At 30.5% G+C, this 22,445-nt stretch carries 24 protein-coding genes and 1 other annotated feature; of the genes, 15 read left to right on the forward strand and 9 right to left on the reverse strand.

Annotated features, from left to right (window positions below; all coding sequences use genetic code 11):
• Positions 1–12 precede the first annotated feature (12 nt).
• Together ACZ5N4_RS04310 and ACZ5N4_RS04315 are read right to left on the reverse strand one after the other, a co-directional pair.
• Positions 13–948, reverse strand: a complete 936-nt coding sequence (locus ACZ5N4_RS04310; protein WP_464207464.1) for an EamA family transporter — start codon at positions 946–948, stop codon at positions 13–15.
• Positions 949–977: 29 nt separating this feature from the next.
• Positions 978–1,439 carry an Lrp/AsnC family transcriptional regulator gene (locus tag ACZ5N4_RS04315; protein WP_464207466.1) on the reverse strand — a complete coding sequence of 154 codons (462 nt, stop codon included), beginning with the start codon at positions 1,437–1,439 and terminating at the stop codon, positions 978–980.
• A gap of 462 nt (positions 1,440–1,901) precedes the next feature.
• Positions 1,902–2,157: a binding site (T-box leader), on the forward strand.
• A gap of 138 nt (positions 2,158–2,295) precedes the next feature.
• Here ACZ5N4_RS04315 and ACZ5N4_RS04320 point away from each other — a divergent pair.
• The 10 genes from ACZ5N4_RS04320 to ACZ5N4_RS04365 all read left to right on the forward strand — a co-directional run bounded on the left by ACZ5N4_RS04320 (position 2,296) and on the right by ACZ5N4_RS04365 (position 8,935).
• Complete coding sequence (locus ACZ5N4_RS04320) at positions 2,296–3,102, forward strand: amino acid ABC transporter substrate-binding protein (RefSeq protein WP_464207468.1); 807 nt, start codon at positions 2,296–2,298, stop codon at positions 3,100–3,102.
• An 18-nt stretch (positions 3,103–3,120) separates the two neighbouring features.
• Positions 3,121–3,792: an amino acid ABC transporter permease gene (locus ACZ5N4_RS04325; RefSeq protein ID WP_464207470.1), complete on the forward strand. Its 672-nt coding sequence runs from the start codon at positions 3,121–3,123 to the stop codon at positions 3,790–3,792.
• A gap of 14 nt (positions 3,793–3,806) precedes the next feature.
• On the forward strand, positions 3,807–4,544 hold the full coding sequence (locus ACZ5N4_RS04330; RefSeq protein WP_464207472.1) for an amino acid ABC transporter ATP-binding protein: 738 nt from the start codon (positions 3,807–3,809) through the stop codon (positions 4,542–4,544).
• Between the two features lie 215 nt (positions 4,545–4,759).
• Positions 4,760–5,299: a helix-turn-helix domain-containing protein gene (locus ACZ5N4_RS04335; protein WP_464203245.1), complete on the forward strand. Its 540-nt coding sequence runs from the start codon at positions 4,760–4,762 to the stop codon at positions 5,297–5,299.
• Positions 5,262–5,837 (forward strand): transposase, encoded by a 576-nt coding sequence (locus ACZ5N4_RS04340; RefSeq protein WP_464203244.1) that lies wholly within the window; start codon positions 5,262–5,264, stop codon positions 5,835–5,837. Before ACZ5N4_RS04335 ends, ACZ5N4_RS04340 begins: the two co-directional genes overlap by 38 nt.
• Positions 5,838–6,120: 283 nt before the next feature.
• A complete protein-coding gene (locus ACZ5N4_RS04345; RefSeq protein ID WP_464207474.1) occupies positions 6,121–6,687 on the forward strand; it encodes an RNA polymerase sigma factor in 567 nt (188 codons plus the stop codon).
• 1 nt (position 6,688) lies between these two features.
• Complete coding sequence (locus tag ACZ5N4_RS04350; RefSeq protein ID WP_464207476.1) at positions 6,689–7,147, forward strand: zf-HC2 domain-containing protein; 459 nt, start codon at positions 6,689–6,691, stop codon at positions 7,145–7,147.
• A 41-nt stretch (positions 7,148–7,188) separates the two neighbouring features.
• Entirely contained in the window at positions 7,189–7,839 is a 651-nt protein-coding gene (locus tag ACZ5N4_RS04355; protein ID WP_464207478.1) for a DUF2953 domain-containing protein, read from the forward strand.
• Positions 7,840–7,927: 88 nt separating this feature from the next.
• Positions 7,928–8,338 carry a GerW family sporulation protein gene (locus ACZ5N4_RS04360; RefSeq protein WP_464207480.1) on the forward strand — a complete coding sequence of 137 codons (411 nt, stop codon included), beginning with the start codon at positions 7,928–7,930 and terminating at the stop codon, positions 8,336–8,338.
• Between the two features lie 426 nt (positions 8,339–8,764).
• Positions 8,765–8,935, forward strand: a complete 171-nt coding sequence (locus tag ACZ5N4_RS04365) for a hypothetical protein (protein ID WP_464207482.1) — start codon at positions 8,765–8,767, stop codon at positions 8,933–8,935.
• Between the two features lie 53 nt (positions 8,936–8,988).
• Here the strand turns inward: ACZ5N4_RS04365 and ACZ5N4_RS04370 are convergent, their stop codons facing one another.
• Entirely contained in the window at positions 8,989–9,576 is a 588-nt protein-coding gene (locus ACZ5N4_RS04370; protein WP_464207484.1) for a TetR/AcrR family transcriptional regulator, read from the reverse strand.
• Positions 9,577–9,797: 221 nt separating this feature from the next.
• On the opposite strand from ACZ5N4_RS04370, the gene ACZ5N4_RS04375 reads away from it, so the two are divergent.
• From ACZ5N4_RS04375 to ACZ5N4_RS04390, 4 genes are all read left to right on the forward strand, one after another.
• Positions 9,798–11,795 (forward strand): oxidoreductase, encoded by a 1,998-nt coding sequence (locus ACZ5N4_RS04375; protein WP_464207486.1) that lies wholly within the window; start codon positions 9,798–9,800, stop codon positions 11,793–11,795.
• Positions 11,796–12,203: 408 nt separating this feature from the next.
• Positions 12,204–14,549 (forward strand): xanthine dehydrogenase family protein molybdopterin-binding subunit, encoded by a 2,346-nt coding sequence (locus ACZ5N4_RS04380; RefSeq protein ID WP_464207488.1) that lies wholly within the window; start codon positions 12,204–12,206, stop codon positions 14,547–14,549.
• Positions 14,536–15,366: an FAD binding domain-containing protein gene (locus ACZ5N4_RS04385; RefSeq protein WP_464207490.1), complete on the forward strand. Its 831-nt coding sequence runs from the start codon at positions 14,536–14,538 to the stop codon at positions 15,364–15,366. Before ACZ5N4_RS04380 ends, ACZ5N4_RS04385 begins: the two co-directional genes overlap by 14 nt.
• A 4-nt stretch (positions 15,367–15,370) precedes the next feature.
• Positions 15,371–15,838, forward strand: a complete 468-nt coding sequence (locus tag ACZ5N4_RS04390; RefSeq protein WP_464207492.1) for a (2Fe-2S)-binding protein — start codon at positions 15,371–15,373, stop codon at positions 15,836–15,838.
• Positions 15,839–15,947: 109 nt separating this feature from the next.
• Here ACZ5N4_RS04390 and ACZ5N4_RS04395 read toward each other — a convergent pair whose 3' ends face one another.
• The 3 genes from ACZ5N4_RS04395 to ACZ5N4_RS04405 all read right to left on the reverse strand — a co-directional run bounded on the left by ACZ5N4_RS04395 (position 15,948) and on the right by ACZ5N4_RS04405 (position 18,012).
• Complete coding sequence (locus ACZ5N4_RS04395) at positions 15,948–16,784, reverse strand: FUSC family protein (RefSeq protein WP_464207494.1); 837 nt, start codon at positions 16,782–16,784, stop codon at positions 15,948–15,950.
• Between the two features lie 34 nt (positions 16,785–16,818).
• On the reverse strand, positions 16,819–17,007 hold the full coding sequence (locus tag ACZ5N4_RS04400; RefSeq protein ID WP_464207496.1) for a YIEGIA domain-containing protein: 189 nt from the start codon (positions 17,005–17,007) through the stop codon (positions 16,819–16,821).
• Positions 17,008–17,442: 435 nt separating this feature from the next.
• Positions 17,443–18,012 carry a flavin reductase family protein gene (locus tag ACZ5N4_RS04405; RefSeq protein ID WP_464207498.1) on the reverse strand — a complete coding sequence of 190 codons (570 nt, stop codon included), beginning with the start codon at positions 18,010–18,012 and terminating at the stop codon, positions 17,443–17,445.
• A gap of 265 nt (positions 18,013–18,277) precedes the next feature.
• Between ACZ5N4_RS04405 and ACZ5N4_RS04410 the strand changes: the two genes are divergently transcribed.
• Positions 18,278–18,610, forward strand: coding sequence for a cyclic-di-AMP receptor (locus tag ACZ5N4_RS04410; RefSeq protein WP_464207500.1), 333 nt, complete (start codon positions 18,278–18,280; stop codon positions 18,608–18,610).
• Between the two features lie 57 nt (positions 18,611–18,667).
• On the opposite strand, the gene ACZ5N4_RS04415 is transcribed toward ACZ5N4_RS04410, so the two are convergent.
• The 3 genes from ACZ5N4_RS04415 to ACZ5N4_RS04425 are packed head-to-tail and all read right to left on the reverse strand — an operon-like array spanning position 18,668 to position 22,362.
• Positions 18,668–19,807 carry a Ger(x)C family spore germination protein gene (locus ACZ5N4_RS04415; RefSeq protein ID WP_464207502.1) on the reverse strand — a complete coding sequence of 380 codons (1,140 nt, stop codon included), beginning with the start codon at positions 19,805–19,807 and terminating at the stop codon, positions 18,668–18,670.
• Complete coding sequence (locus ACZ5N4_RS04420) at positions 19,785–20,888, reverse strand: GerAB/ArcD/ProY family transporter (RefSeq protein ID WP_464207504.1); 1,104 nt, start codon at positions 20,886–20,888, stop codon at positions 19,785–19,787. Before ACZ5N4_RS04420 ends, ACZ5N4_RS04415 begins: the two co-directional genes overlap by 23 nt.
• Positions 20,881–22,362, reverse strand: coding sequence for a spore germination protein (locus ACZ5N4_RS04425; protein ID WP_464207505.1), 1,482 nt, complete (start codon positions 22,360–22,362; stop codon positions 20,881–20,883). The genes ACZ5N4_RS04420 and ACZ5N4_RS04425 overlap by 8 nt, the downstream gene beginning before the upstream one ends.
• Positions 22,363–22,445: the final 83 nt, after the last annotated feature.

Genomic DNA, 22,445 nt, shown 5'->3' on the forward strand with positions numbered 1-22,445 from the left:
ATGATTAAAGTCTTAATTTTCTATATAATTAGAATTTTTCTTAACATTTGTAGCGACTTTTAATTTTGATGTTTGTACTAAAATTACTCCACCTAAAATTGTTATTGTGGCTAAAATTATTTTTATGGATATAACTTCTTTTAGAAAAATAGCACCTAATATTACTGCCACCGGTGGATTTACATATGCATAGGTACCAGCTTTTGCGGCAGGCCATTTTTGTAAAATATAAATATAACAGCTATAACCAACCATAGAACCAAAGACCACCAGGTACAATAATGCACCTAATCCTTTAGCAGTAAAGTGTATTCTTGAGAATTCACCTAAAAAAGTTCCAATTATTGATAAGCAGATTCCTCCTGAAAGCATTTGTATGGCAATATTTGATATTGTTGATGCAGAAGAAGTAAAGCTTTTAGAATACACTGACCCTGATGCCCAGGACAATGATGATACAATCAGTAGTGACATACCTATAGTATCTACTGAAGTTTTATTCCAATCTGAAAGCACCAAAAAAGATACTCCTATAAAACCAATGAATAATCCTAACCATCCTTTTCCGTTGAGTTTTGTTTTGGAAGGTAATAAGGATTCTATAAGTGCCATAAAAAGAGGCACTGTTGCTACCATTAAAGATGCTATACCTGAGCTAACTCTAGTCTCAGCCCACACAACTGCACCGTTTCCTCCAACTAAAAGAAATATACCTACAATAGAAATTTTAAATACTTCAGATAAATTTTTAGGCATAGATAAGCCTTTTAATGCAGCATATCCAAACATCAAGGTACCTGCAATTATAAACCTAATACCTGCAAAAATTGTTGGTGGTAACTCACTTACGCCAATTCTTATTGCAAGGTAGGTTGAGCCCCAAAAAATACAAACGGCAATATATGCTAATACCACTTTTTTGTTTTCATTCTTAATAGTCAATTCCATTTCCACTCCTCCATTCAATGCTTATATATTTACTCTCTACGTATTCCATTTTCTAATATAGTTGATAAAATGAGAGTAGTTGATGTTTCCTTAATACCTTGTATTTTCCATAAGGTATCAATAAAATTAGAAATATCCATTGGAGTGCTTGCTCTTATTTTTAGCACTATACACCATTCACCAGCCAATCTGTGGCATTCTTCAATAAATACGTTATTAACCTGCAATAATAAAATTTGATTTATAGTTTCTTTAAAATTTTCACAACTAATTTTAAGATATAAGAGAGTTTTAATTGGTTCTCCAAGCATTTCCCAATCTACTATTGCTTTATAACCTTTTATAATACCATCTGCTTCTAATTTACTTACTCTTTGATGGATTGCAGGTCTTGAAATGTGGAGTGACTTGCTAATCTCTTCATGAGACATCCTTCCATTATTCTCTAGTGACTTTATGATACTTTTATCTATGTTATCCATCTTATTCATGATATCCCTCCTAATTACTAAGTATAATTTAAAGCTTTAACATGTCAACTATTAGTAATATAAAAGTAGAAAAGTATTACTAATAGTATGTTATTAAAATTTAAAGTTAAGAATTTAATAGTTTCATAAATTATAAAAAATCAGCATTAATTACTATTCGTAATTAACTCAGTTAAGCAGGCATCCAAAATCTTAAGTAGATATCCTAAATCTATGATTTGGTGATAGTCACTTACACAGCGTGCTGATTTTGAGATGATCGCTTACACAGAGTGCTGATTTGGAGTGAGTCACTTACTCAGCGAGTACTCATTCGACAATAGGAGAAGGAGTTTCAGATTTAGATTGAAATAATAGTTAATTTAAGGATACCAAAAATTGAAAAATAAAAAAAATAAATAACTACTTGATTAATTTTTATTTATGTAGTAATATAATCACATAAAACATAGTGGATTACTAATAAATGCAATGACGAGAAGAGTAAGTTAAAGGAAACTGGCAGAGAGAAGTCTTCATTGGGTGTAAGAGACTTTGAGTTGAAATTAACAGAAGTGCATCTCTGAGCACTGAATTGAAGCCTAGTAGACTTCAGCGGGTACGCCCGTTAAAGCGTTGAGGTATTGTTGTACCAAAAAGAGTTGTTATGTACTTATGATTACTTAATTGTACATAATAAACAGAGTGGAACCGTGGAAGTTATACTTCTGCCTCTGTAATAGAGGCAGGAGTTTTTTGTTTTTTGTAATCCGGATACAAAAAGCAAGAATTATAACTTATAATTTGGCATTTATATAAATTTTTCACTTTAATAGTTTTTAGTAATAGTTTAATAAAATTAATGGAGGTAACAATTATGATAAAAAATAAAAAAATGAAAACAATAATGGCATTAGGAATATTAGCGGTTATGGCCTTTACAGGATGTTCATCAACAACTTCTAGCCAATCACAAAAAAGTGAACAAGCTAAGGTTATAAAAATAGGTATGTCTGGTGGATATTATCCTTATACCTTTAAAAATAAAGATAACAAGATTGATGGTTTTGAAGTAGATGTTTGGAATGAAATAGGTAAGAGAACAGGATATAAAACAGAATTTGTAACTTCATCTTTCAGTGGACTATTTGGAATGCTCGATGCTGGAAAAATTGACACTATAGCAAATGAAATAACAATAACAGATAAAAGAAAAGATAAATATTTATTTACTGAGGCATATGTATATTCCGGCGCACAAATGGTGGTTAAAAAAGGCAACGATTCAATTAAAACTCTTGAAGACTTAAAAGGCAAAAAGATAGGCGTAAGTTTGGGAAGTAACTATGAACAGATAATAAAAGAATTTGATAAAAATAATGAAATTAAGGTAGTGACCTATGATAATGATGGCGGAATGAGACAAGATGTTGTATTAGGAAGAACTGATGCTATGATGGATGATAAGGTATCAGCACTAGCTGTAGTTCAAGAAAATAAGCTGCCACTTCAATTAGCTGGTAAAGATGTTCAGCCATTAGAAAATGCTTTTCCTTTTGTAAAAAATGATGAGAATAAAGTTGTAGTTGAAAAAGTTAACAAAGCTCTTGCTGATATGAGAGCTGATGGAACTCTAGAAAAGTTATCTAAAAAGTGGGTTAACTTAGATATAACTAAAAAATAATGTTAGGTGGTTATGCTAATGAAACCAGATTTTGATATAAATTATATGATGCAATCATTTCCAGTACTTGCTAAGTATATCTATCTAACAGTTAGCTTGGCAGTAATATCAATGATAATTGGATTAATCATAGCTTTAGTATTAGTAGCTATTGGAACTTATAAAATAAAGATTTTAGATCCCTTATCTAAAATATATATATCATTCTTCAGGGGAACGCCTTTGCTAGTACAGCTTTTTCTACTGTACTATGGTTTACCTCAGATTATACCTGTATTCAAAAGTCTTGATGCTTATACTGCAACTGTAATTGGTTTAAGTATGAATGCTTCAGCTTATATGGTAGAGACACTACGTGGAGCCATAAGCTCTGTAGATAAAGGGCAAATGGAAGCCGCTTTGTCAATAGGAATGTCTCATTGGCAGGGAATGAAAAGAGTAGTACTTCCACAGGCAGCTAGGGTAGCTATACCTTCCCTAGGAAATACTTTTGTAGATTTGTTAAAGAGTTCCTCTTTAGCATTTACCCTTGGAGTGGCAGAAATTTTAGCACAAGCTCAGATGTCTGCAGCAGCCACATATAAGTTTTTTGAAAATTATTTAGCGGTGGCATTAATTTATTGGGGTATCGTAATATTCTTTAATTATATTCAGAGGATATTAGAAAATAAAATGAATCATGCATACTAATAGGAAGTGATAAAGTGATAGATATAAAGAATGTAAAAAAGAGCTTTAATAATTTAGAGGTATTAAAGGGTATAAATTTGAGTGTAGAAAAAGGAGAGGTCGTAGTAATTATAGGACCTTCCGGATCGGGTAAATCAACATTTTTGAGGTGTATAAATTATTTAGAGACACCTGATGAGGGAATTATTCAAATTGGAGAAGTCTCCGTCAATGCTTCAGCAGCTAAAAAAGAAGATATAAAGAACTTAAGGAAATCAACTGCTATGGTTTTTCAAAGTTATAATTTATTTAAAAATAAAACAGCACTTGAAAATATAGCAGAACCTTTAATTATAAATAAGAAAATAAATAAAAATGAAGCAATAGAAAAGGCAGAAGAATTATTAAAGATAGTTGGTTTACATGATAAGAGGAGTAATTATCCATCTACATTATCAGGAGGACAACAACAGAGAATAGGAATTGCTAGAGCTATGGCTGTAAATCCAGAAGTTATACTATTTGATGAGCCAACTTCTGCATTAGATCCAGAACTAGTGGGAGAAGTTCTAAATGTCATAAGAGATTTGGCTAAAAAGCATATGACTATGATTATAGTCACTCACGAAATGGCTTTTGCAAGAGAGGTAGCAGATAGAGTTATATTTATGGACAAAGGAGATATCATTGAAGAAGGTACTCCACAAGATATTTTTACAAGTCCTAAAGAAGAAAGAACAAAAAAATTCTTAAATCAAATAATAGGTAAATAATAAATAAAAAGCAAGTGATTTTTACAAGAGTAAAATTACTTGCTTTTTATTTATAGAGTTATCAAGCCGAAAATTGACTTATACGCTGGTATAAGTCAATTTTCTAGTTTGTTTCTCTATATAGATAAACCAACTCCATGATTGACTTATTCAAAATATTATAGTGATTTCTGCACAGACTAAAGTTAAGTAAAACTTAGTTAGGAGAGGTTACTATGGGTAGAAGAGGTATGGAAATTGAATCATTATATGGATTCACAACAGAAGAACTTAAGAAAATAAGAAATTCACATGAAGATGAATTTGCTAGAAATGTATTAACTGCTGTGATTATGCGCTACGAGGGTTTTAGTACCATAAAAATTGGCCGATTCTTATTAAAGTCTAAACAAACAGTTATAGACTATATAAAAAGATGGAATTCTAGGGGCTTAAAGGCATTAGAAAATCATCGTGGAGGTTCAGAGGGAACTTTTAGTGCTGAGATGTTGGATGATCTAATAAATACTGTATTACACACACGGCCTAATGATTTTGGATTTATAGGTAACGTATGGACCTGTCCTCTTCTTGTAGAGTACATTTATCAAAACTATGGCGAAAAGTACTCTAAGGAATATATAAGAATATTGTTAAAACGAAATAATCTTAGCTATAAAAGAGCGCAGCGCAAGCCGACTAAGGCTGATAAGGTTGAACAAAAAACCTTTTTAAAAAATGAAAACCCTTCTAATTTCTGTAGAAAACTCTTCTGAGTGTGTATTTTATGCCATGGATGAAACTGGTCTTAGGACGGAGTCTGATATTCGTAGAACGTGGAGTCTCGTAGGAATATCCCCTGTTTTAGAGAGCAACAATTGCCATGAAGGACTTAACCTAATAGGTGCTACTGAAATTACTAAAAACTTTGATACTGTCATAGATGCCTATTCGGCAAAACAAGTAATTACCTCTGAAGAAGTGAAATTGTTTCTTAAGCGACTACTTGATATCAATGTAGGTAAAAAAGTATATGTTCTATTAGATAATGCGGGATTTCATGTTAGTAAGGCTATGCAGGCTTTCGCCGAAACTCATAGAGGTGAGTTGTTTTTAATAAATACTCCTAGATATTCTCCTAAGCTAAATCCTCAGGAGAATATCTGGAATAAATTAAAAAATTGCATGTTTAGTGCAAGTGCATATTTTTCTATTGATGAACTTTTTGAGTCAATCAAAATGGTTTATCATCATTTTAATGAACAAAAGGATATGATTAAGTCCTTAGTTTACGCTAAAAATTACTATAAATAAGTCTAGCTTTGAGTTTGTTTATCTATATTGTCTAATTGATTTATTGAATATAAACTTTCGGTTTTTTAGCTTTATAGCATTTAGATTTGTACCACCAATTTATAAATAGAATAGTTCGAAAATTTCTAGTATTATGTTTTTAGATTGTAAATTAAAAAAGTTTAAAAAAAATACTTTTTTTAGAAACTTTAGTGTGGATGTAGGTGTATATATTTATATGTACTATCTTATAAATAGTATATAGGGATAATATGATTTTTAATTATAATTGGTGGGGCGGTATATGATAAATGTAGATAGAAATTTAATAGTAAGATGCAAAAGGCATGAGAAAACTGCTCTTACTGAATTGTTTAAGAGATATGAAAATTATTTATATAGGATTTGCTATACTTATTCGCAAAATCAGCAGGATGCTTTGGACTTAATTCAAGAAATTTATATAAAAATATTTAATAATATAGATAAGTTTAATGAAGATATGCCATTTCATCCATGGGTGAGAAAATTATCAGTAAATATTTGCTTGAATTTTAGAAGAACTATAAAAAATAATGTTATATCTCTAAACGAAGAATACAATGAAGATAGAAACGTAGAAGATACTATTGCTTCTGACTTCAATGTTGAAAGTGAAATTGAGAAGATAGATGTTAGAAAAATTATAATAGAAAATATTAAAGCTTTACCAGAAAATTATAGATTAATTATAATGTTAAGATATTATGAAGACTTAAGTTACAACGAAATTTCTGAATTATTATCTAAGCCTCTTGGTACTGTTAAAACAGAACTTTATAGAGCAAAAGCCATACTGAAAAAGCAATTGGAAGACACGTGGGAGGTATAATATGGACTGTAAACTTGATAAGAATTTACTTTATGCTTATGCAGATAAAACCATAGATCCTTTGGAAAAGATTTTTGTAGAGGAACATCTAAAGTATTGTGATTCCTGCAAGAAAGACTTAGATGTTATTTATCTCATAGATGAAAATTTAAATAACATTCAAGAGGATTTAATTCTACCTGAAAGATTAAGTATGATTTCAAAATTAGTAGTTGAAAATTGCTTAGCGCAAACTGATCAAGAAGATTTTAAATCTAAAGTTGAAAATCTCTATAATTCCTATAAAGAAATTAATAAAACTATAAAAGATTCTCAAAATCTCTATAAATTAAATCCCTTCAACAAATTTATTTATAAGAGTGTCAATAAATCTATAGATTATATGAAAAAGCCTGTAAAAAAATATGTTAAGAAGAAAGTAGCTAAAATAAGTCTTTTCAATTTATTTAATGCAGGATAAGTATTTAATTATATAGATATTTTTGAAAGGATGTAATTTAAATGGTTATAATGACTATAGTATTAAAAATATTAACTATATTAATATGTATTTTATTGAGCTTATTAATAGCTTTGATATTTATTCCTTTTGAATACAGTTTAAATTCCCAAATTAAAGAGAGTATAAGTTTTGAAGCAAAAGTATTGTGGATGTTTCATTTGCTAAAAGCTAACTTTTTAAAAGAAGAATCTGGATTAAAAATAAACTTTTTTATTAGAAACAAACGTATTTTTTCTATAGATCCTACTAAAAAATCTAATCACAGCAAAAAAGAAAAAAAGCATAATAAAAAATCAAATAAGGATAATAAGAAGTTTTTTAAACAAAATTTCTTGAGTTATGCAATTTCTTATTTTAAAGATATATTGAAAATAATAAAACCTAAAGGTATAGAAATAAAAGGAGTATATGGATTTTATGATCCTTCTATTACGGGCCTTTTAAGTGGCTTTATTCCAATACTTGAACAGATAATACCTTCTAGTGATATAAAGCTCCAACCGATTTTTGATGATGAATTTATAGATATAAAGACTAATATAAGGGGAAAAATAATTTTATTTTCTCTAATCTATAGAACTCTTAAATTTATACTAAAAAAAGAAGTTAGAAAAACTTTGTTTAAAAAATCAAAAACTGTTGAAACTTAATTAATATTTTATGTGTATTAATTAATGAAGACAAAATTAAAAATAAGTAATATTAAATAATTGAAATAAATATAGGGAGGAATTAATTATGCAAGCAGGATCATCTATTCCAGAAAATTTAGAGGTGCTATTTAACAAACTAGAGAAATTCTTAAAAACTGAAACTGTAGTTGGAGAGCCTATTGTAATTGGAGAAACAACTTTAGTACCTATTATATCTGTAATGTTTGGATGTGGTACTGGTTCAGGCGGTGGTACTGATGAAAAAGGAACTAATGGTACAGGTTCAGGTCTTGGATTAGGAGCTAGAGTTATTCCTAATGCAATACTTGTAATTAAAAAAGATGAAGTTACAATGCTTCCTGTAAAGGGTAAGAACAATCTAGGAAATCTTGTAGAAATGGTTCCAGAAATAATATCTAAGATTGATTTAAGCAAGTTTAGTAAGAAGAATCCTGAGAATAACGATAAAGCTAAAAGTGAAGAGGATAACAAATAGAATTAATGATCAATTATGAACCCTATGTTTTAAGCATAGGGTTTTGGTTGTTTATAAAGCACTATTAATATTTAAGTTATTTAGAGTTTTAAATTACAATTTCCATATAATGTCAAAGAGCAAAATATGGTGATTTTGAAAGTTATAATTCGCAACATTAAGATATAAATATGTAAAATAAAAATAACATATGCTATGCTATAAATTATGCCTTTTTATGTCAAATAATTAATTTGAGTTTTTTATATATAAGTAATATAATATTACATAAAGTGAAGTTAATTACTACTTATTACATAACTTATAAGAGTAATAATTATTTATCAAAAATATACATTAACATATTAACAATTTTGGGGTAGGTTATAAATTATTTGAAATGTGGTAAAGACTTCTATTTAAATATTAAGAAAAGGGGGATATGATATGGAATTTTTAAAGACTATTATTAATTCACCTGCTGTTATGATAATAGGAGGAATTCTTTTCATCTTACTTTCAGGTTATGTGATGATTAATTATAACGATGCTTATTGGGGAAACAAAGATAGTGATGGAAATTACAAGAAAAGTGATAAGCCTACTAATAAAGAATAACAAAGTCCCTGACTGTATAGCAGTTAGGGACCATTTGATGATTATAATTAAGGTTATTTGCTTTGGTATGTACTTAACATGCGTTTAATAAAATTTTTCATAGTTTCTCTGACATTATATTCACCATCATGAAGACACCAATCATATACAACACCTCTTGCTACTACAAATAATTGTTTGGTAATTTCTGTAGCAGGTATATCTAGATTGAGATATCCATTTTTCTGGGCATCTATTATTATTTCATTTAAGAGACCTTGCATATATCTGCCCTCAGTGATAAACATTTTATTATCAAAAGTATACAGTTGTTTTGCCATATCAATACCTAAAGATTCATCATATTTCGCATAAAAGTCAAAGTAATCTATAATTTTATCAAATGTAGATTTGTCTCCTAAAGACTTTGAAACTTCTTCTCTAAAGTAGTCATCAGCTTTTTTAAATATCTCAACTAAAATATCATTCTTTGAGTTAAAGTGAGTATAAAATGAGCCTACAGAAACCCCAGCTTGCTTACAGATATCCTCTATTCTAATATTTTGATAGCCGTTGTTCTCCAACAATTCAACTGCAGCATTATATATCTTATTTTTTGTATTTATTGCTTGGATTTGTCTATTAGTTAACTTTTCTTCCATTCCACTCATTCTCCTATTCGAATATGTACTAATCTTAGCTTATATATAAAAAAATCTATTGTCAATTATATACTATTATTTTGAAAATTCTTAAAGTTTATATTGACAATAAAATAACAAAACTATATAATGAATTTATTCGGTGAATTAATTCAATGAATAAATTCATTTATAAGTCTACAAATAAAAATAATCTATAATAAATTTACGGAGGGTTTTATATGAAAACAAAATATCAAAATCTCTTTGAACCAATAAAGATTGGGAAATTAGAAATTAAAAATCGATTTGTTATGGCGCCAATGGGACCAGGTGGCCTTTGTGATGCAGATGGAACCTTCAATGAGCGTGGAGTAGAGTATTATGTAGAAAGAGCAAAAGGTGGTACTGGACTTATTATGACCGGTGTTACTATGGTAGAAAATGATATTGAAAAATGTAATTTACCATCAATGCCATGTCCAACACTTAATCCATTAAACTTTATTAATACAGGAAAAAAGATGACAGAAAGAATACATGCTTATGGAGCAAAAATATTTCTTCAACTTTCAGGTGGATTTGGACGAGTTAGCATACCTTCAATAGTAGGAAGAACAGCTGTAGCACCGTCCCCTATACCACATAGATGGCTCCAAGATGTGACTTGTAGAGAGTTAACTGTTGAAGAAATAAAAACTTATGTCAAAAAATTTGCAGAATCAGCACTTATAGCAAAAAAAGCAGGCTTTGACGGAATTGAAATACACGCTGTACATGAAGGATATCTTTTAGACCAATTTGCGATTTCGTTCTTTAATAATAGAACAGATGAATATGGTGGAAGTTTAAGAAATAGATTAAGATTTGCTACAGAAATAGTACAAGCTATTAAAGAAACTTGTGGACAAGATTTTCCTGTTTCACTTCGTTATAGTATTAAAAGCTTTATTAAGGATTGGAAAGAAGGTGGACTTCCAGGAGAAGAGTTTGTTGAAAAAGGTAGAGATATTGAGGAAGGTATTGAAGCTGCAAAAATCCTAGAAGAAGCCGGTTATGATGCTTTCAATGGTGATGTAGGTTCTTATGATTCATGGTATTGGAGTCACCCACCTATGTATCAAGAAAAAGGATTATATCTTCCTTACAATGAAATATTAAAAAAGGTGCTTAAAGTACCAGTAATTACAGCAGGAAGAATGGAAGACCCAGACCTTGCAAGTGAAGCTATAGCACAAGGAAAAACAGACATGATTGCGCTAGGAAGACCATTACTTGCAGATTCGGAAATACCTAACAAGATAATGATGGATAAATATGACAAAGTACGTCCATGTCTCTCATGTCAAGAAGGCTGTATGGGTAGATTGCAAAATTATGCTAATATCTCCTGCGCAGTAAATCCTGCTTGTGGAAGAGAAGCAGAATATGGATTAGATCCTGCTAGAAAAGTTAAAAATGTAATGATAATTGGCGGTGGTGTAGCAGGACTAGAAGCTGCAAGAGTAGCTGCAATAAGAGGGCACAAAGTTACTTTATTTGAAAAGGGAGAGAGACTTGGAGGAAATGTTATTCCTGGTGGAGCTCCTGACTTTAAAGAGGATGATATAGCACTTGCAAATTGGTATACTAACGAGCTTAAAGACTTAAATGTAGATGTTCACTACAATACAGAAGTTACAAAAGAAATGGTTAAAAATTTTAATGCAGATGAAGTTATAGTTGCAACAGGTTCAAAACCAAGAAAATTAACTATTCCAGGCGCTGATAGGGTATATACAGCAGAAGAAGTTCTTCTTGGTAAAAAAGATGCAGGAAGTTCAACTATTATAATTGGCGGTGGATTAGTTGGTTGTGAAACTGCTTTATGGCTTGTTAATCAAGGTAAAAAAGTTACTATTGTTGAACTACAAGAAGACATCTTAAAAGTTGGTGGACCACTTTGTCACGCTAATGAAGATATGCTTAAAGATTTAGTTAAATTCAAGAAGATAGATCTTAAAGTAAATACTTCTGTTGCTAGTGCATCTGAAGGTGGCTTTATTCTAAAATCTGGTGACAAAGAAGAAGTTATTGCTGCTGATTCTGCAATCATAGCAATTGGATATACTTCAGAAAAATCTTTATATGATGAAATAAAATTTGAAATACCAAATGTTCATTTATTAGGTGACGCAAATCAAGTTTCAAATATAATGTATGCAATATGGAATGCATATGAAGTTGCTAGAAATATTTAATATAGATAAGCAACCTATGGATAAGTCAAGCATCAAAGTTTTTTATCTATATTTAATTGAATAAGTTGATGTTATAAATAAGTCTAATACAGCTTAAAAAGCAGGTACAAGAATTAAATAATTCTTGTACCTGTTTTCTTTATTTAGATTTAGTATAAAAAGTTTACTACAGATATACCAATTTCAGTATAAAAAATGATGCTTTAATGTTCTGTTATGTCACAATTTACTAATATTATGTGATGTTTCGTCACAATAATGTAAGTTTGCATGAATGTAAGTTTGCATGTTAAATGTAGTAAGATATAGAATTGAATAACTTACAAAGATTAGGAAAAAATAAATTTACATTTTAAATTATGTAGATTAACTTATTAAGATATATTTTTTAGAAGGAGGTAAAAATAGTTGAGCAATGTAATTGGAGTTGGAGTAAGCGTACCAAGAAAAGAAGCTTTTGATAAAGTTACGGGAGCAGCAAAATATACTGATGACATAATCCTTCCTGGTACTTTACATGCCAAAATGCTCACAAGCCCCTTTGCACATGCAAAGATTAAATTAATTGATATATCTCAAGCTGACAAATCACCAGGTGTTCAGGCAGTAATAACTGGAGATTATTTTCCTGTACTCTCTGGATCAGTAATAGAGGATAGACCTCCGATAGCAAGAGATAAAGTACGTTATAATGGTGAACCTGTTGCAGTGGTTGTTGCAAATAGTGAGCAGGAAGCAATGAAGGCCTTAAAGCTAATAAATGTAGAATATGAGCCTTTGCCTGTTGTTAACTCAATAAGTGATGCTTTGAAGCCAGGTGCCACTCTTATACATGAAGATCTAGGTCAGTACAAATATACAGTGGAGGATGTGTATCCCGAGGTAAACACTAATATTTCAGATCGAATTCAAATAAGAAAAGGTGATGCGGTAAAGGGCTGGGCAGAAAGTGAAGTTATAGTATCGGGAAGCTTTTCACTTCCACAGTCAGACCATATTGCAATGGAAACTCGAAATGCGAGAGCCCAAATTATGCCTGACGGAAGGATAATAATTTATACTTCTTCACAAGCTCCCTTTTCTGTTAAGAGGCGTCTAAGTAAGATTTATAATATACCAGAAGGAAATATAATTGTTAAAGTACCATTTGTAGGTGGAGGATTTGGCGGCAAGGCAGCTGTTCAGCTGGAATTTATCGCATATCTTGCTTCCAAGGCTGTTAATGGTAGACCGGTTAGGATAGCCAACTCAAGAGAAGAGGATATTAAAACCTCGCCGTCTAGAATTGGAGTTGAGGCAAATTTAAAAATAGGTGCAACAAAGGATGGAATTATTAAAGTTCTTGAAGCTAGATACATGGTTGATAATGGGGCTTATGCAGATACTGGGCCACGTATGGCTAAGGCTATAGCGGTAGATTGTTCGGGGCCCTATAATATTGAAAATATATGGTGTGATTCAATAAGTGTTTATACTAATCATACATATGTTACTTCTTACCGTGGATTCGGCCATACAGAGTATACCTTCTGTATGGAGAGAATGATGGATAAGTTGGCGGCAAAGCTTGGCATTGATCCCTTAGAATTAAGGGTTAAGAATACTATAAGACCTGGTCAATACTCACCTACACAAGTAAAAACAACTTTAAGTAATGTAGGCAAATTAGAAGAATGTTTGACAAAATTAAAGGAATTAGCCAAATGGGATGAAGGTCAGGTGATAAAGACAGAAGAAGGTATGATAAAGGCAAAAGGAATAGGATGTTTTTGGAAAACATCTGATTCACCTACAGATGCTGTTTCAGGAACCTTTCTCACTTTTAATACAGATGGAAGTATAAATATAAATAACGGTGCAGTTGAAATTGGACCAGCAACAAAGACTACTTTAGCTCAAATACTTGCTGAGAAACTAAAAATGGATGTAGGTAGAATTCATGTATTTATGGGAGTGGATACTCAAGTTTCACCAGAACATTGGAAAACCGTTGCAAGCATGACAACATTTATGGCAGGCAGGTCAGTTCTTAGAGCTGCTGAGGATCTTATAAGGCAGCTGAAAAGCTTAGCTGCTATTGTTATGAAATCTCCACCAGAAGATTTAGAGGTTGCAGAAGAAAAAGTGTATTTGAGGCAAGATCCAGAAATATATGTTTCATTCAAAGATTTAGCCCGAGGTTATAAACATTCGAATGGCCTTGCAGTTGACGGACAGATACTTGGGCGTGGAAGCTTTATAATGAGCCACATTACCGATATAGACGAAGAAACGGGAAAAGGCAAACCTGGACCAGCATGGACGGTAGGTGCTCAAGCAGTTGAAATTGAGTATGATCCTACCAAGTTCACATATAGACTTTTAAAAGCAATTACTGTTTTAGATGCAGGTAAAGTAATCAATCCCAAAACCTCCAGAGGACTGATAATGGGAGGAGTAAATATGGGGTTTGGGATAGCTACTAGGGAGGCTTTCGAATATGATGAGGATGCTACACTACAAACTACTACACTGCGAACGTATAAACCTATGAGGTTTGGTGAAAATCCAGAATATGTAGTTGATTTTATTGAAACACCTCAAATTGATGCACCCTTTGGAGCACGTGGATTTGCTGAACATGGCATAATAGCAATTCCAGCTGCATTTGCAAATGCTATGTCACATGCAGCTGATTATGAATTTGATAAACTGCCTATCACGCCTGAAGCAATTTGGAAGGCTAAGACTGGAGGAAAATATGATACCCTTTGATTTTGAATATTATAAACCTGAAACTCTTGAGGAAGCTCTTCAATTATATATTGAATTAAATAGCAAAGGAAAGAAACCTTTGTATTACGGCGGTGGAACTGAGATTATAAGTATGGCAAGAGCGTATAATGTATATACTGAAGCGGTAATTGACATAAAAGCAATACCTGAATGCAATCTTCTAGAATTAAGAGATAATAAACTTATTATTGGTTCTGCTGTGACACTTACACAAATTGCTGAATCGAATTTATTTCCTTTACTTGGTTTAACAGTGCAAAGAATTGCAGACCACACTATACAAGATAAAATCACACTTGGAGGAAATATGGCAGGAACAATTATATATAGAGAAGCTGTACTGCCTCTTTTAATATCAAATAGTGAAGTGGTTATAGCAAATTCAAGTGGCAGAAAGCAAGTCTTACTAAGTGATGTATTTGATAAAAGAATACAGCTTATTGATGAAGAATTTATAGTAAGTGTATTAATAGATAGCCGATTTCTTTCTCTACCATATTTGCATGTAAAAAGAACTAAGAGTGATAAGATAGATTATCCGTTAATTACTCTTACTGCACTTAAAGATAATAATAGAATAAACATTGCCTTTAGCGGGGTTTGTGATTACCCATTTAGATCTTCTTTAATTGAAGATTATTTAAATGATAATAGCTTACAAAATAATATGCGTATTAATAATATAATAGATAACATACCAGATTCAATATTAAGTGATTTAGCCGGATCAGCTGACTTTAGAAAGTTTATGCTGCAAAAAATGCTTACAGAAGTCTTAGAGAAGCTGGAGGGATGATTAAATGCTAAAGATCTCTGGTAAATCAATAATAACCTTAAATGTTAATGGAGAAGATAAAGAAGTTGCTGCAAAGCCCTCAGACATTCTATTAAATACTCTTCGTAATGAGCTAGGGCTTACAGGGGCTAAACCAGGTTGTGAAAATGGAGACTGTGGTTCATGCACCATTCTTATAGATGGATGGCCTATAAAATCTTGTTTAATGCTGACAGTTGAGGCAATAGGCAAGAAAATAGTTACTGTTGAAGGTTTAGAAAATGCACCAATACAAAAGGCCTTTGTAGATAATTGGGGCTTTCAATGTGGATACTGTACATCTGGATTTTTGATGGCTTGTCATGCTTTAGCTAATATACACCCTGATGCAAACGACCATGTGATAGAGCAGTGGCTGCAATCCAATATTTGTAGATGTACTGGTTATGAGGAGATAAAGGATGCGATCAAATCAGTTATGACATCTAAATAAGTTTAACAGTTTAGAAAGATTAATATAATAAATTAAAAAGCTTAGTTAAAAACTAGGTTTATCCTATTAAAATTTAACTAAGCTTTATTACCATATGGAATTTGGGGAACTAGCTCAATTCACCCATGATTTTATTTAAGTTATTCATTTCATTAAAAAATATATTTTTATGGGAATTAATAACTATATCAGTATTATTTATATCAAGTTTACTATCATCATTAACATTTTTATCTTTATTGGTATTAATATAATTAATTATTTTTACTTGTTCAAAGATAATAGTAATGACATATATCATATTCTCTAGCTTACTTTTTGAAAGAGAAAACTTTGGGGTAAGCTTAAATTCTTCAGTATATATTTTCAATTTTTTTTTCATATCATTTAATTCCAACTCCATGTTGGACAACTCGGCTTTGTTTTCAAAAAAATCTTTGGTATTGGCTATATTTAATAAATGCTCTTTCATATTTTTCGCTTGATTCTTGAGTAACTGCTTTATATCTGGATTGAAAATATAGTGGTTTACAAGTGTGGTGATGCCTATACCTATAAATGTGTCAAGAAGTCTATGAGCACTATATACTATAGCTGAGGATCCTTTTATTCCAACCATAATGGATGCAAATACTAAGCAGGCAATAGATGTAGTGCTATCCCACTTGAGATAGTTACATACATAAATAATTAATATGACTCCTAGACCAATTAGGAGTACATTCTGTTCTTGAATAGTTACAAGTATAATACCAATAAGAGCACCAATGGAACTACCAATAATTCTATTTACTCCAAATTTAATTGTCTCTCCAAAGAAAGTTGATATCGGCATAACAGCAGGGAGCAAAACAAAAAAAGGAAATTTAAGCTTTAATAAGTCTGATACTAGCATACATAAAGAAGCAGCAATTCCAACTCTAATTGCCTTTCTTTTTAAATCCATTACTTCACCTTCTTAAATACGTTAATTATTTTTGCTAATAACCATATAATCTCCACAAGTGAGTTGAAGCACTTTTGCTTTCAAAGCTTTTGAGATATCCATTGGGATAGCTAGGATATTGTCTGTAGTCAATAATAAGAGTAAGATATCTTGCTATAGTTCCACATAATACCGGTATTAATATTAAAAAAATATAATACTGTGAAAGTGTTTCTTTTTCCATAGAATCCTTCCAATATTTGGACCTTAATATGTAATTACAAAGTAATAATATATAATAGCTTTTCGTATATGATGTAAATTAGTAATAAGCTAAATATAGTTAATATTACAAAGACTTCTGTAAAAAATACAGGCAATGTTTGGAATAATGCGGCTATACAAGCCATGAACCCAACTAGTACAATTATTTCGATAGCTTAAGCTTGCAACTAGCAGTCTGGGAATTAAGAAGATTGGGAATTCAAAGGTTATGAATGCTATATTATTAGGTACTATTATTAAGGCAATGGAGCTTGAACAAATAAATTAGGACAAAATTATAAGAGACAATGTAAAAGAAAAATTTGTTAATTTAAATTTAAAAGCTATTGAACTAGGAATGAGTTTAGTATAAAAATAGATGTAACACTAAAATCAAAGTGTCACATCTATTTTTTTAAATAAAAGATCCAGAGTTATCTGATTTGTATTTTTCGGTATATCTATATGCCTTATTTGCGGCATCGCCTACGTATAAAACCGGGTCAAGTAATGAGTATATTAAATGCTCTTCATCATCTAACAAATCTGTAGAAATACATCTGCCTTTTATAGCTGCAAATATAGTAGTAATACCTTTAAAATCTTCTAATTCAGTAACATTAGTTAAGCTGCACTCTATAGAAATAGGACATTCCTTGATCATAGGTGCTTTAATTATGCTTGATTGAACTGGTGTTAAACCAGTCAATTTAAATTTTTTGCTTTTATTACCGGATAAGTATCCGCAAATATCCATTTCCTTCATAAGATTTCTATCAGGGATATTAACAACAAAATCTTTTACTCTTTTTATTTGATTTAGCGCATAGCTGTTATTTCCAATTCCAAGGCATATCATATTTGTCAATGTAAAAGAAGATGATAGAGTTGTGATGTTAGGAACACCATTTTCATCATAATAGCTTATTAATATAACAGGAAATCCATAATATAATTTTTTAAAATCAACACTTTTTTTCTCCATTATTATCACCTCGTAATTAATTGTAATTTTAATCTAAAATGAAGGCTGTGATATAAGTCACAAAATCCACATAAAAAATAAAAGTACTGAACTATAATTTTATAGTAAATTATAACTAGTATCGAACATAGTATAAAGCAGGAGTAATTATTTTAATATTTATAAAATTTTGAGAAAATAATACTGTAAGATGAATTTTGTAATTATAGTAAACAGGCATGACTTAAGTTTCGTAGTTAAAGCCTTATAAAGAGGAGGGAGTTATATGAAACTAATCATAGCCATTGTTCAGGACAGGGATGCCAACAAACTGATGAAAGCACTAATTAAAGAAAATTTTAAAATGACAAAGCTGGCATCTAGTGGAGGCTTTTTAAGGTCCGGGAATACTACGCTTATGATAGGTGCAAATGAAGAATGCGTTGATAAGGTAATTGCAATAATAGGAAATACCTGTAAGACAAGAGAAGAAACATTGGTATCATATTCTACCACAGAAGCTACAGGTATATATATGCCTTATCTTAGTGATTCTAAAGTTGAAGTAGGTGGAGCAACTATATTTATAGTAGATGTTGAAAGGTATGTAAAAATCTAAGTATTTTTATAAAATTATAATTTTTTAGGTGTATAAGATTTAAATCTCATACACCTGTTATTTACTTTTATTTTTTTGATAACTTCCTCTTCCTTCAGTATCAACTTTAACCTTAACATTTACTTCTATGATAGATTCACTTATTACTTTGTTCCAATCTACACCTTTTCCTCTTCCGTACTTAGCAGCAGCTACTCTACCTAAGCCTAAGACATCGGTTTTATACTGGCCTTTAATTTTATTGTTAACAAAGTTTTCACACATCTCTTTTACTGAATTTTCCATATCAGTAGTAAATTTCTTTAAAACCTTTGGATCTGAATTAAGGTTTTTATATAATGTATTAGATGCAATTGAACCATTTAGATTTAAATCTATTGTAAATTTAAATTTTTCTCCTTCTTTAGAACATTTAACCTTTCTTTTAGATTTAGGGTAGTAATTTATATATTCTTTAGAGTTTTCTTGTATAGTGAATGTTCCCATTACATTATCGAATTTTAATAAGTTTATAATTCTAGCTTCTTCAAGATTTGTTTTTGCTATCATTTTATCTCCATTAAAAAGAGCAAGACCTGTTAATTCTATATGTTCGCCCTTTATTTCTATATAAGGCAGTACAACATTTCTACCTTCTGCATCCACTCTTACAATCATATCCAGCAGGGTAAACTGTCTTTTAGGGAAAAAATTAAATTGGCTTGAACTATCTATCAATCCTTCGAGATATTCTGCAGAATTTGCAAACCCTTTAACTGGATGCTTTAAAATATCCTCTGCTTTTCCTTTACATACTGCTACAGGCGCTCTATCATTAATTTCTGGATTATTTACTAATATATCTAAGACAGGTCTTATGCCATATGCAGATGCCCTTTCACTTAGTATAAGAATTCTTTCAAGTCCTAATAGAAATCTTTTACTAGATTTTATTTGGCGCGTTTCTCTAGTTTCTCCTATAGATGTACCTGTGCCATTCAATACAATACTGCTTATTCCAGGTTCTTCAAAAATATATATAGAAATAGGAACACCATAAGATACTTCTTTTTCAGTTTTTCCTTCCAAGTCATATCCTATGCCTATAGGAATTTCTAGATTTTCCACTAATTCTCCTTTAGGACCTATGATGGAATATATAAAAATTATTAGTATAGTTAAATATATAATAAGTTTACCCTTTGAATTGCTTTTCATTTTCATCACCTTTTTTTATGGTTAATATTAGTGATATTATAGTAAGATATAACAGATTAAATATTGTATATATAGGTATAATTTTGCTTAAAGAAGCATTTCTTGTTGTTGGAGGCCCATACTTAGTGGAAATGTAAAAAGCAAATGGATACATTAATAAAACAAAAGTCTTTCTGGTGGCTGCCTTTGTTATTTCACTTAGACTGTATGTAAAGGCATAATAATAATTGCTTATAGTTTTAAACATTATAATAGACCACATAATTATAAATATATATCTAAAATTATTTATTATGGGTATCCTTATAGATTCACTTACTGTAACTATAGGCCATAAAAATTTTGGGATAATATCTATACCGAGATAGTATATAGATATGAAGACAAACCATGTATAAATGATCATTGTAATAATTATACTTTTTATACAAGCTTTTTTTAGTAGTGTACTATCCTGCAAATATGGGTATATTAAAAATACAATTTCTATACCAGAATAGGAAGAGGCTGTTTCTTTGATGCCCTTTGTTATATTTATTAATCCGGAACCGAACACAGGACTTACATTTAACAAGCTTCCGTCTTTTAATGCAGCTAGTGGAATAAAAAATAATATGCAAGTTAAATAAAAAACTATTTCGTTAATCCTTCCAATTGTTTTGACCCCTTTGTAAGCAATAAAAGCTGGTACTAAAAAAATTATTAACAAAATCTGATAATTGGATAAAAATCTCATCATATATATTCTAAGCACATTACCTATTCCAGAGACTACTTCTGTTGCTAGCATAAGAAAAAAAGTCATAAATATAAAGTTTAAAGTAGTGCCTAAAAATTTCCCGAAACATTTTTTACTTAATGTTAATATGTTTTGTTTAGGAAACTTTTTACACATATAGTTTGCCATAAAAATTATATACAGAGGGTATATGGCACCTAATATAGTTGCTATCCATCCATCTTGTTTTGCGGCTTTTGTCACATCAATAGGTAAAGATAATATTCCAATTCCAATCATGCTTCCTACCAATGTAAGTGTAAATTGAGATGAAGTTAACAGACTATCAGTATCTTTATCCATTATTTTTCCTCCTAAATCTCCATTTTAAATTACTTTGTTTTACAAGATTATTATTAGGAGTGATTTCAGAATTTTTATTTAGCATCCAAATAGAAGTTCTTAAAATATTACTCATTATATTACTCTTTTTAAAAGAAAAGTAAGGCACTCCATAGCTATCTAAGGAACAAAGATAAGCTAACATAAAAAACAATGATATAGATAATCCAACCCCTCCTAACAAATCTGCCATTAATAGCACAGGAAGACTTATAAGCCTTATTGAAAGTGACATTTCATAACTAGGTATTAAGAAAGTAGATGTAGTTGTAATTCCTACTACAAGTAGAGTAAGGGAACTTACAACTTTAGCTTTAAGTGCAGCGTCTCCTATAATAATACCGCCTACTACACTTAGAGTCTGACCTACTTTTCCAGGAAGTCTAAGTCCACCTTCTCTTAAAAATTCCACCATTAAATTCATAGATAATATAGACATAAAAGGAGTTAAAACTATGCCTTTTCGCGATGAAATAATAGATTTTATAAAGGTTGAAGGTATTAACTCAGGATTAAATTTTATTATTGTAACGTAAACAGCTGGAAGAACTATAGTTATAAAAGCGGCGAAGTATCTTAATATTCTAGTAGTGGAGGCCACTACAGTTCTTAGGTAATAATCCTCTACTGTTTCAAAAAATTCAACAAATTGTGCAGGAAAAATTACGACAAAAGGAGTTCCTTCCAATACTAGAGCTATTTTTCCCTCCATTAACTTTGCCTGCACTCTATCTGGTCTTTCAGTAGAAAAAGTTTGAGGAAAAATGCTAAAAGAATGTTTCTCGGTGTATTGTTCAATAATAGAGTTAGCTTGAATATTATCTACATCAATGGAAGCTATTCTATCTCTTATTTTTTTAAGTAAATTTTTATCTACTATATCATCTATATACATAAGTACTGCATCTGTTTGAGATCTTCTTCCTAAAGTAAACTGTTCTGTTTTTAAATTTTTATCCTTTATTCTTCTTTTTAATATGCTTATGTTTATTTCTAAATTTTCTACAAAACCATCCCGAGGGCCTTTTACAGAAGTTTCATTTTCAGGGTCAGTTATGCTTCTATGAGCTCCTCCAGTAGTATCAATTATAATAAAATTATTAGAGTCTTCAATCAGTATTGCAGATTTCCCTCTTTTGATACTATCTGCAACCTGATTTATATTCGTTTCGACATTTGTGTTACTTACAGTAATATATCTTTTAATTAAATAATATTCTATATTTGGCACAATTGATAAGTCATCTTCCAAATAAAGCATTAGAGGTTTCAATATGTCTCTATCTATTACGTTTTTATCAGATAGTCCATTTATATAAATGATAGCAGCTTCAATACAATTTTTTTTGCCAATGATGAATTCCTTTATTACTAATTCATTTTTGCTTCCAACTAAATTTTTAATTTCATCTATATTTTGTTGTAAATTATTCATAAAATCACCTAAATATATATTTTTTTTTAGTATTCCACCAACATGTAAAATTATTAGATTTTATAGAAATGAAAGAATTAATT

This window comes from Clostridium nitrophenolicum (assembly GCF_055391695.1).

Bases quoted from the DNA above. Each gene is read 5' to 3' on its own strand.
- ACZ5N4_RS04415 (WP_464207502.1), bottom strand. From the start codon at position 19,807: ATGAAAAGCAATTCAAAGGGTAAACTTATTATATATTTAACTATACTA.
- ACZ5N4_RS04410 (WP_464207500.1), top strand. From the start codon at position 18,278: ATGAAACTAATCATAGCCATTGTTCAGGACAGGGATGCCAACAAACTG.
- ACZ5N4_RS04375 (WP_464207486.1), top strand. From the start codon at position 9,798: ATGAAAACAAAATATCAAAATCTCTTTGAACCAATAAAGATTGGGAAA.
- ACZ5N4_RS04365 (WP_464207482.1), top strand. From the start codon at position 8,765: ATGGAATTTTTAAAGACTATTATTAATTCACCTGCTGTTATGATAATA.
- ACZ5N4_RS04370 (WP_464207484.1), bottom strand. From the start codon at position 9,576: ATGGAAGAAAAGTTAACTAATAGACAAATCCAAGCAATAAATACAAAA.
- ACZ5N4_RS04350 (WP_464207476.1), top strand. From the start codon at position 6,689: ATGGACTGTAAACTTGATAAGAATTTACTTTATGCTTATGCAGATAAA.
- ACZ5N4_RS04320 (WP_464207468.1), top strand. From the start codon at position 2,296: ATGATAAAAAATAAAAAAATGAAAACAATAATGGCATTAGGAATATTA.
- ACZ5N4_RS04420 (WP_464207504.1), bottom strand. From the start codon at position 20,888: ATGGATAAAGATACTGATAGTCTGTTAACTTCATCTCAATTTACACTT.
- ACZ5N4_RS04405 (WP_464207498.1), bottom strand. From the start codon at position 18,012: ATGGAGAAAAAAAGTGTTGATTTTAAAAAATTATATTATGGATTTCCT.
- ACZ5N4_RS04390 (WP_464207492.1), top strand. From the start codon at position 15,371: ATGCTAAAGATCTCTGGTAAATCAATAATAACCTTAAATGTTAATGGA.
- ACZ5N4_RS04340 (WP_464203244.1), top strand. From the start codon at position 5,262: ATGAAAACCCTTCTAATTTCTGTAGAAAACTCTTCTGAGTGTGTATTT.
- ACZ5N4_RS04325 (WP_464207470.1), top strand. From the start codon at position 3,121: ATGAAACCAGATTTTGATATAAATTATATGATGCAATCATTTCCAGTA.
- ACZ5N4_RS04335 (WP_464203245.1), top strand. From the start codon at position 4,760: ATGGGTAGAAGAGGTATGGAAATTGAATCATTATATGGATTCACAACA.
- ACZ5N4_RS04315 (WP_464207466.1), bottom strand. From the start codon at position 1,439: ATGAATAAGATGGATAACATAGATAAAAGTATCATAAAGTCACTAGAG.
- ACZ5N4_RS04355 (WP_464207478.1), top strand. From the start codon at position 7,189: ATGGTTATAATGACTATAGTATTAAAAATATTAACTATATTAATATGT.
- ACZ5N4_RS04395 (WP_464207494.1), bottom strand. From the start codon at position 16,784: ATGGATTTAAAAAGAAAGGCAATTAGAGTTGGAATTGCTGCTTCTTTA.
- ACZ5N4_RS04360 (WP_464207480.1), top strand. From the start codon at position 7,928: ATGCAAGCAGGATCATCTATTCCAGAAAATTTAGAGGTGCTATTTAAC.
- ACZ5N4_RS04425 (WP_464207505.1), bottom strand. From the start codon at position 22,362: ATGAATAATTTACAACAAAATATAGATGAAATTAAAAATTTAGTTGGA.
- ACZ5N4_RS04400 (WP_464207496.1), bottom strand. From the start codon at position 17,007: ATGGAAAAAGAAACACTTTCACAGTATTATATTTTTTTAATATTAATA.
- ACZ5N4_RS04310 (WP_464207464.1), bottom strand. From the start codon at position 948: ATGGAATTGACTATTAAGAATGAAAACAAAAAAGTGGTATTAGCATAT.
- ACZ5N4_RS04345 (WP_464207474.1), top strand. From the start codon at position 6,121: ATGATAAATGTAGATAGAAATTTAATAGTAAGATGCAAAAGGCATGAG.
- ACZ5N4_RS04385 (WP_464207490.1), top strand. From the start codon at position 14,536: ATGATACCCTTTGATTTTGAATATTATAAACCTGAAACTCTTGAGGAA.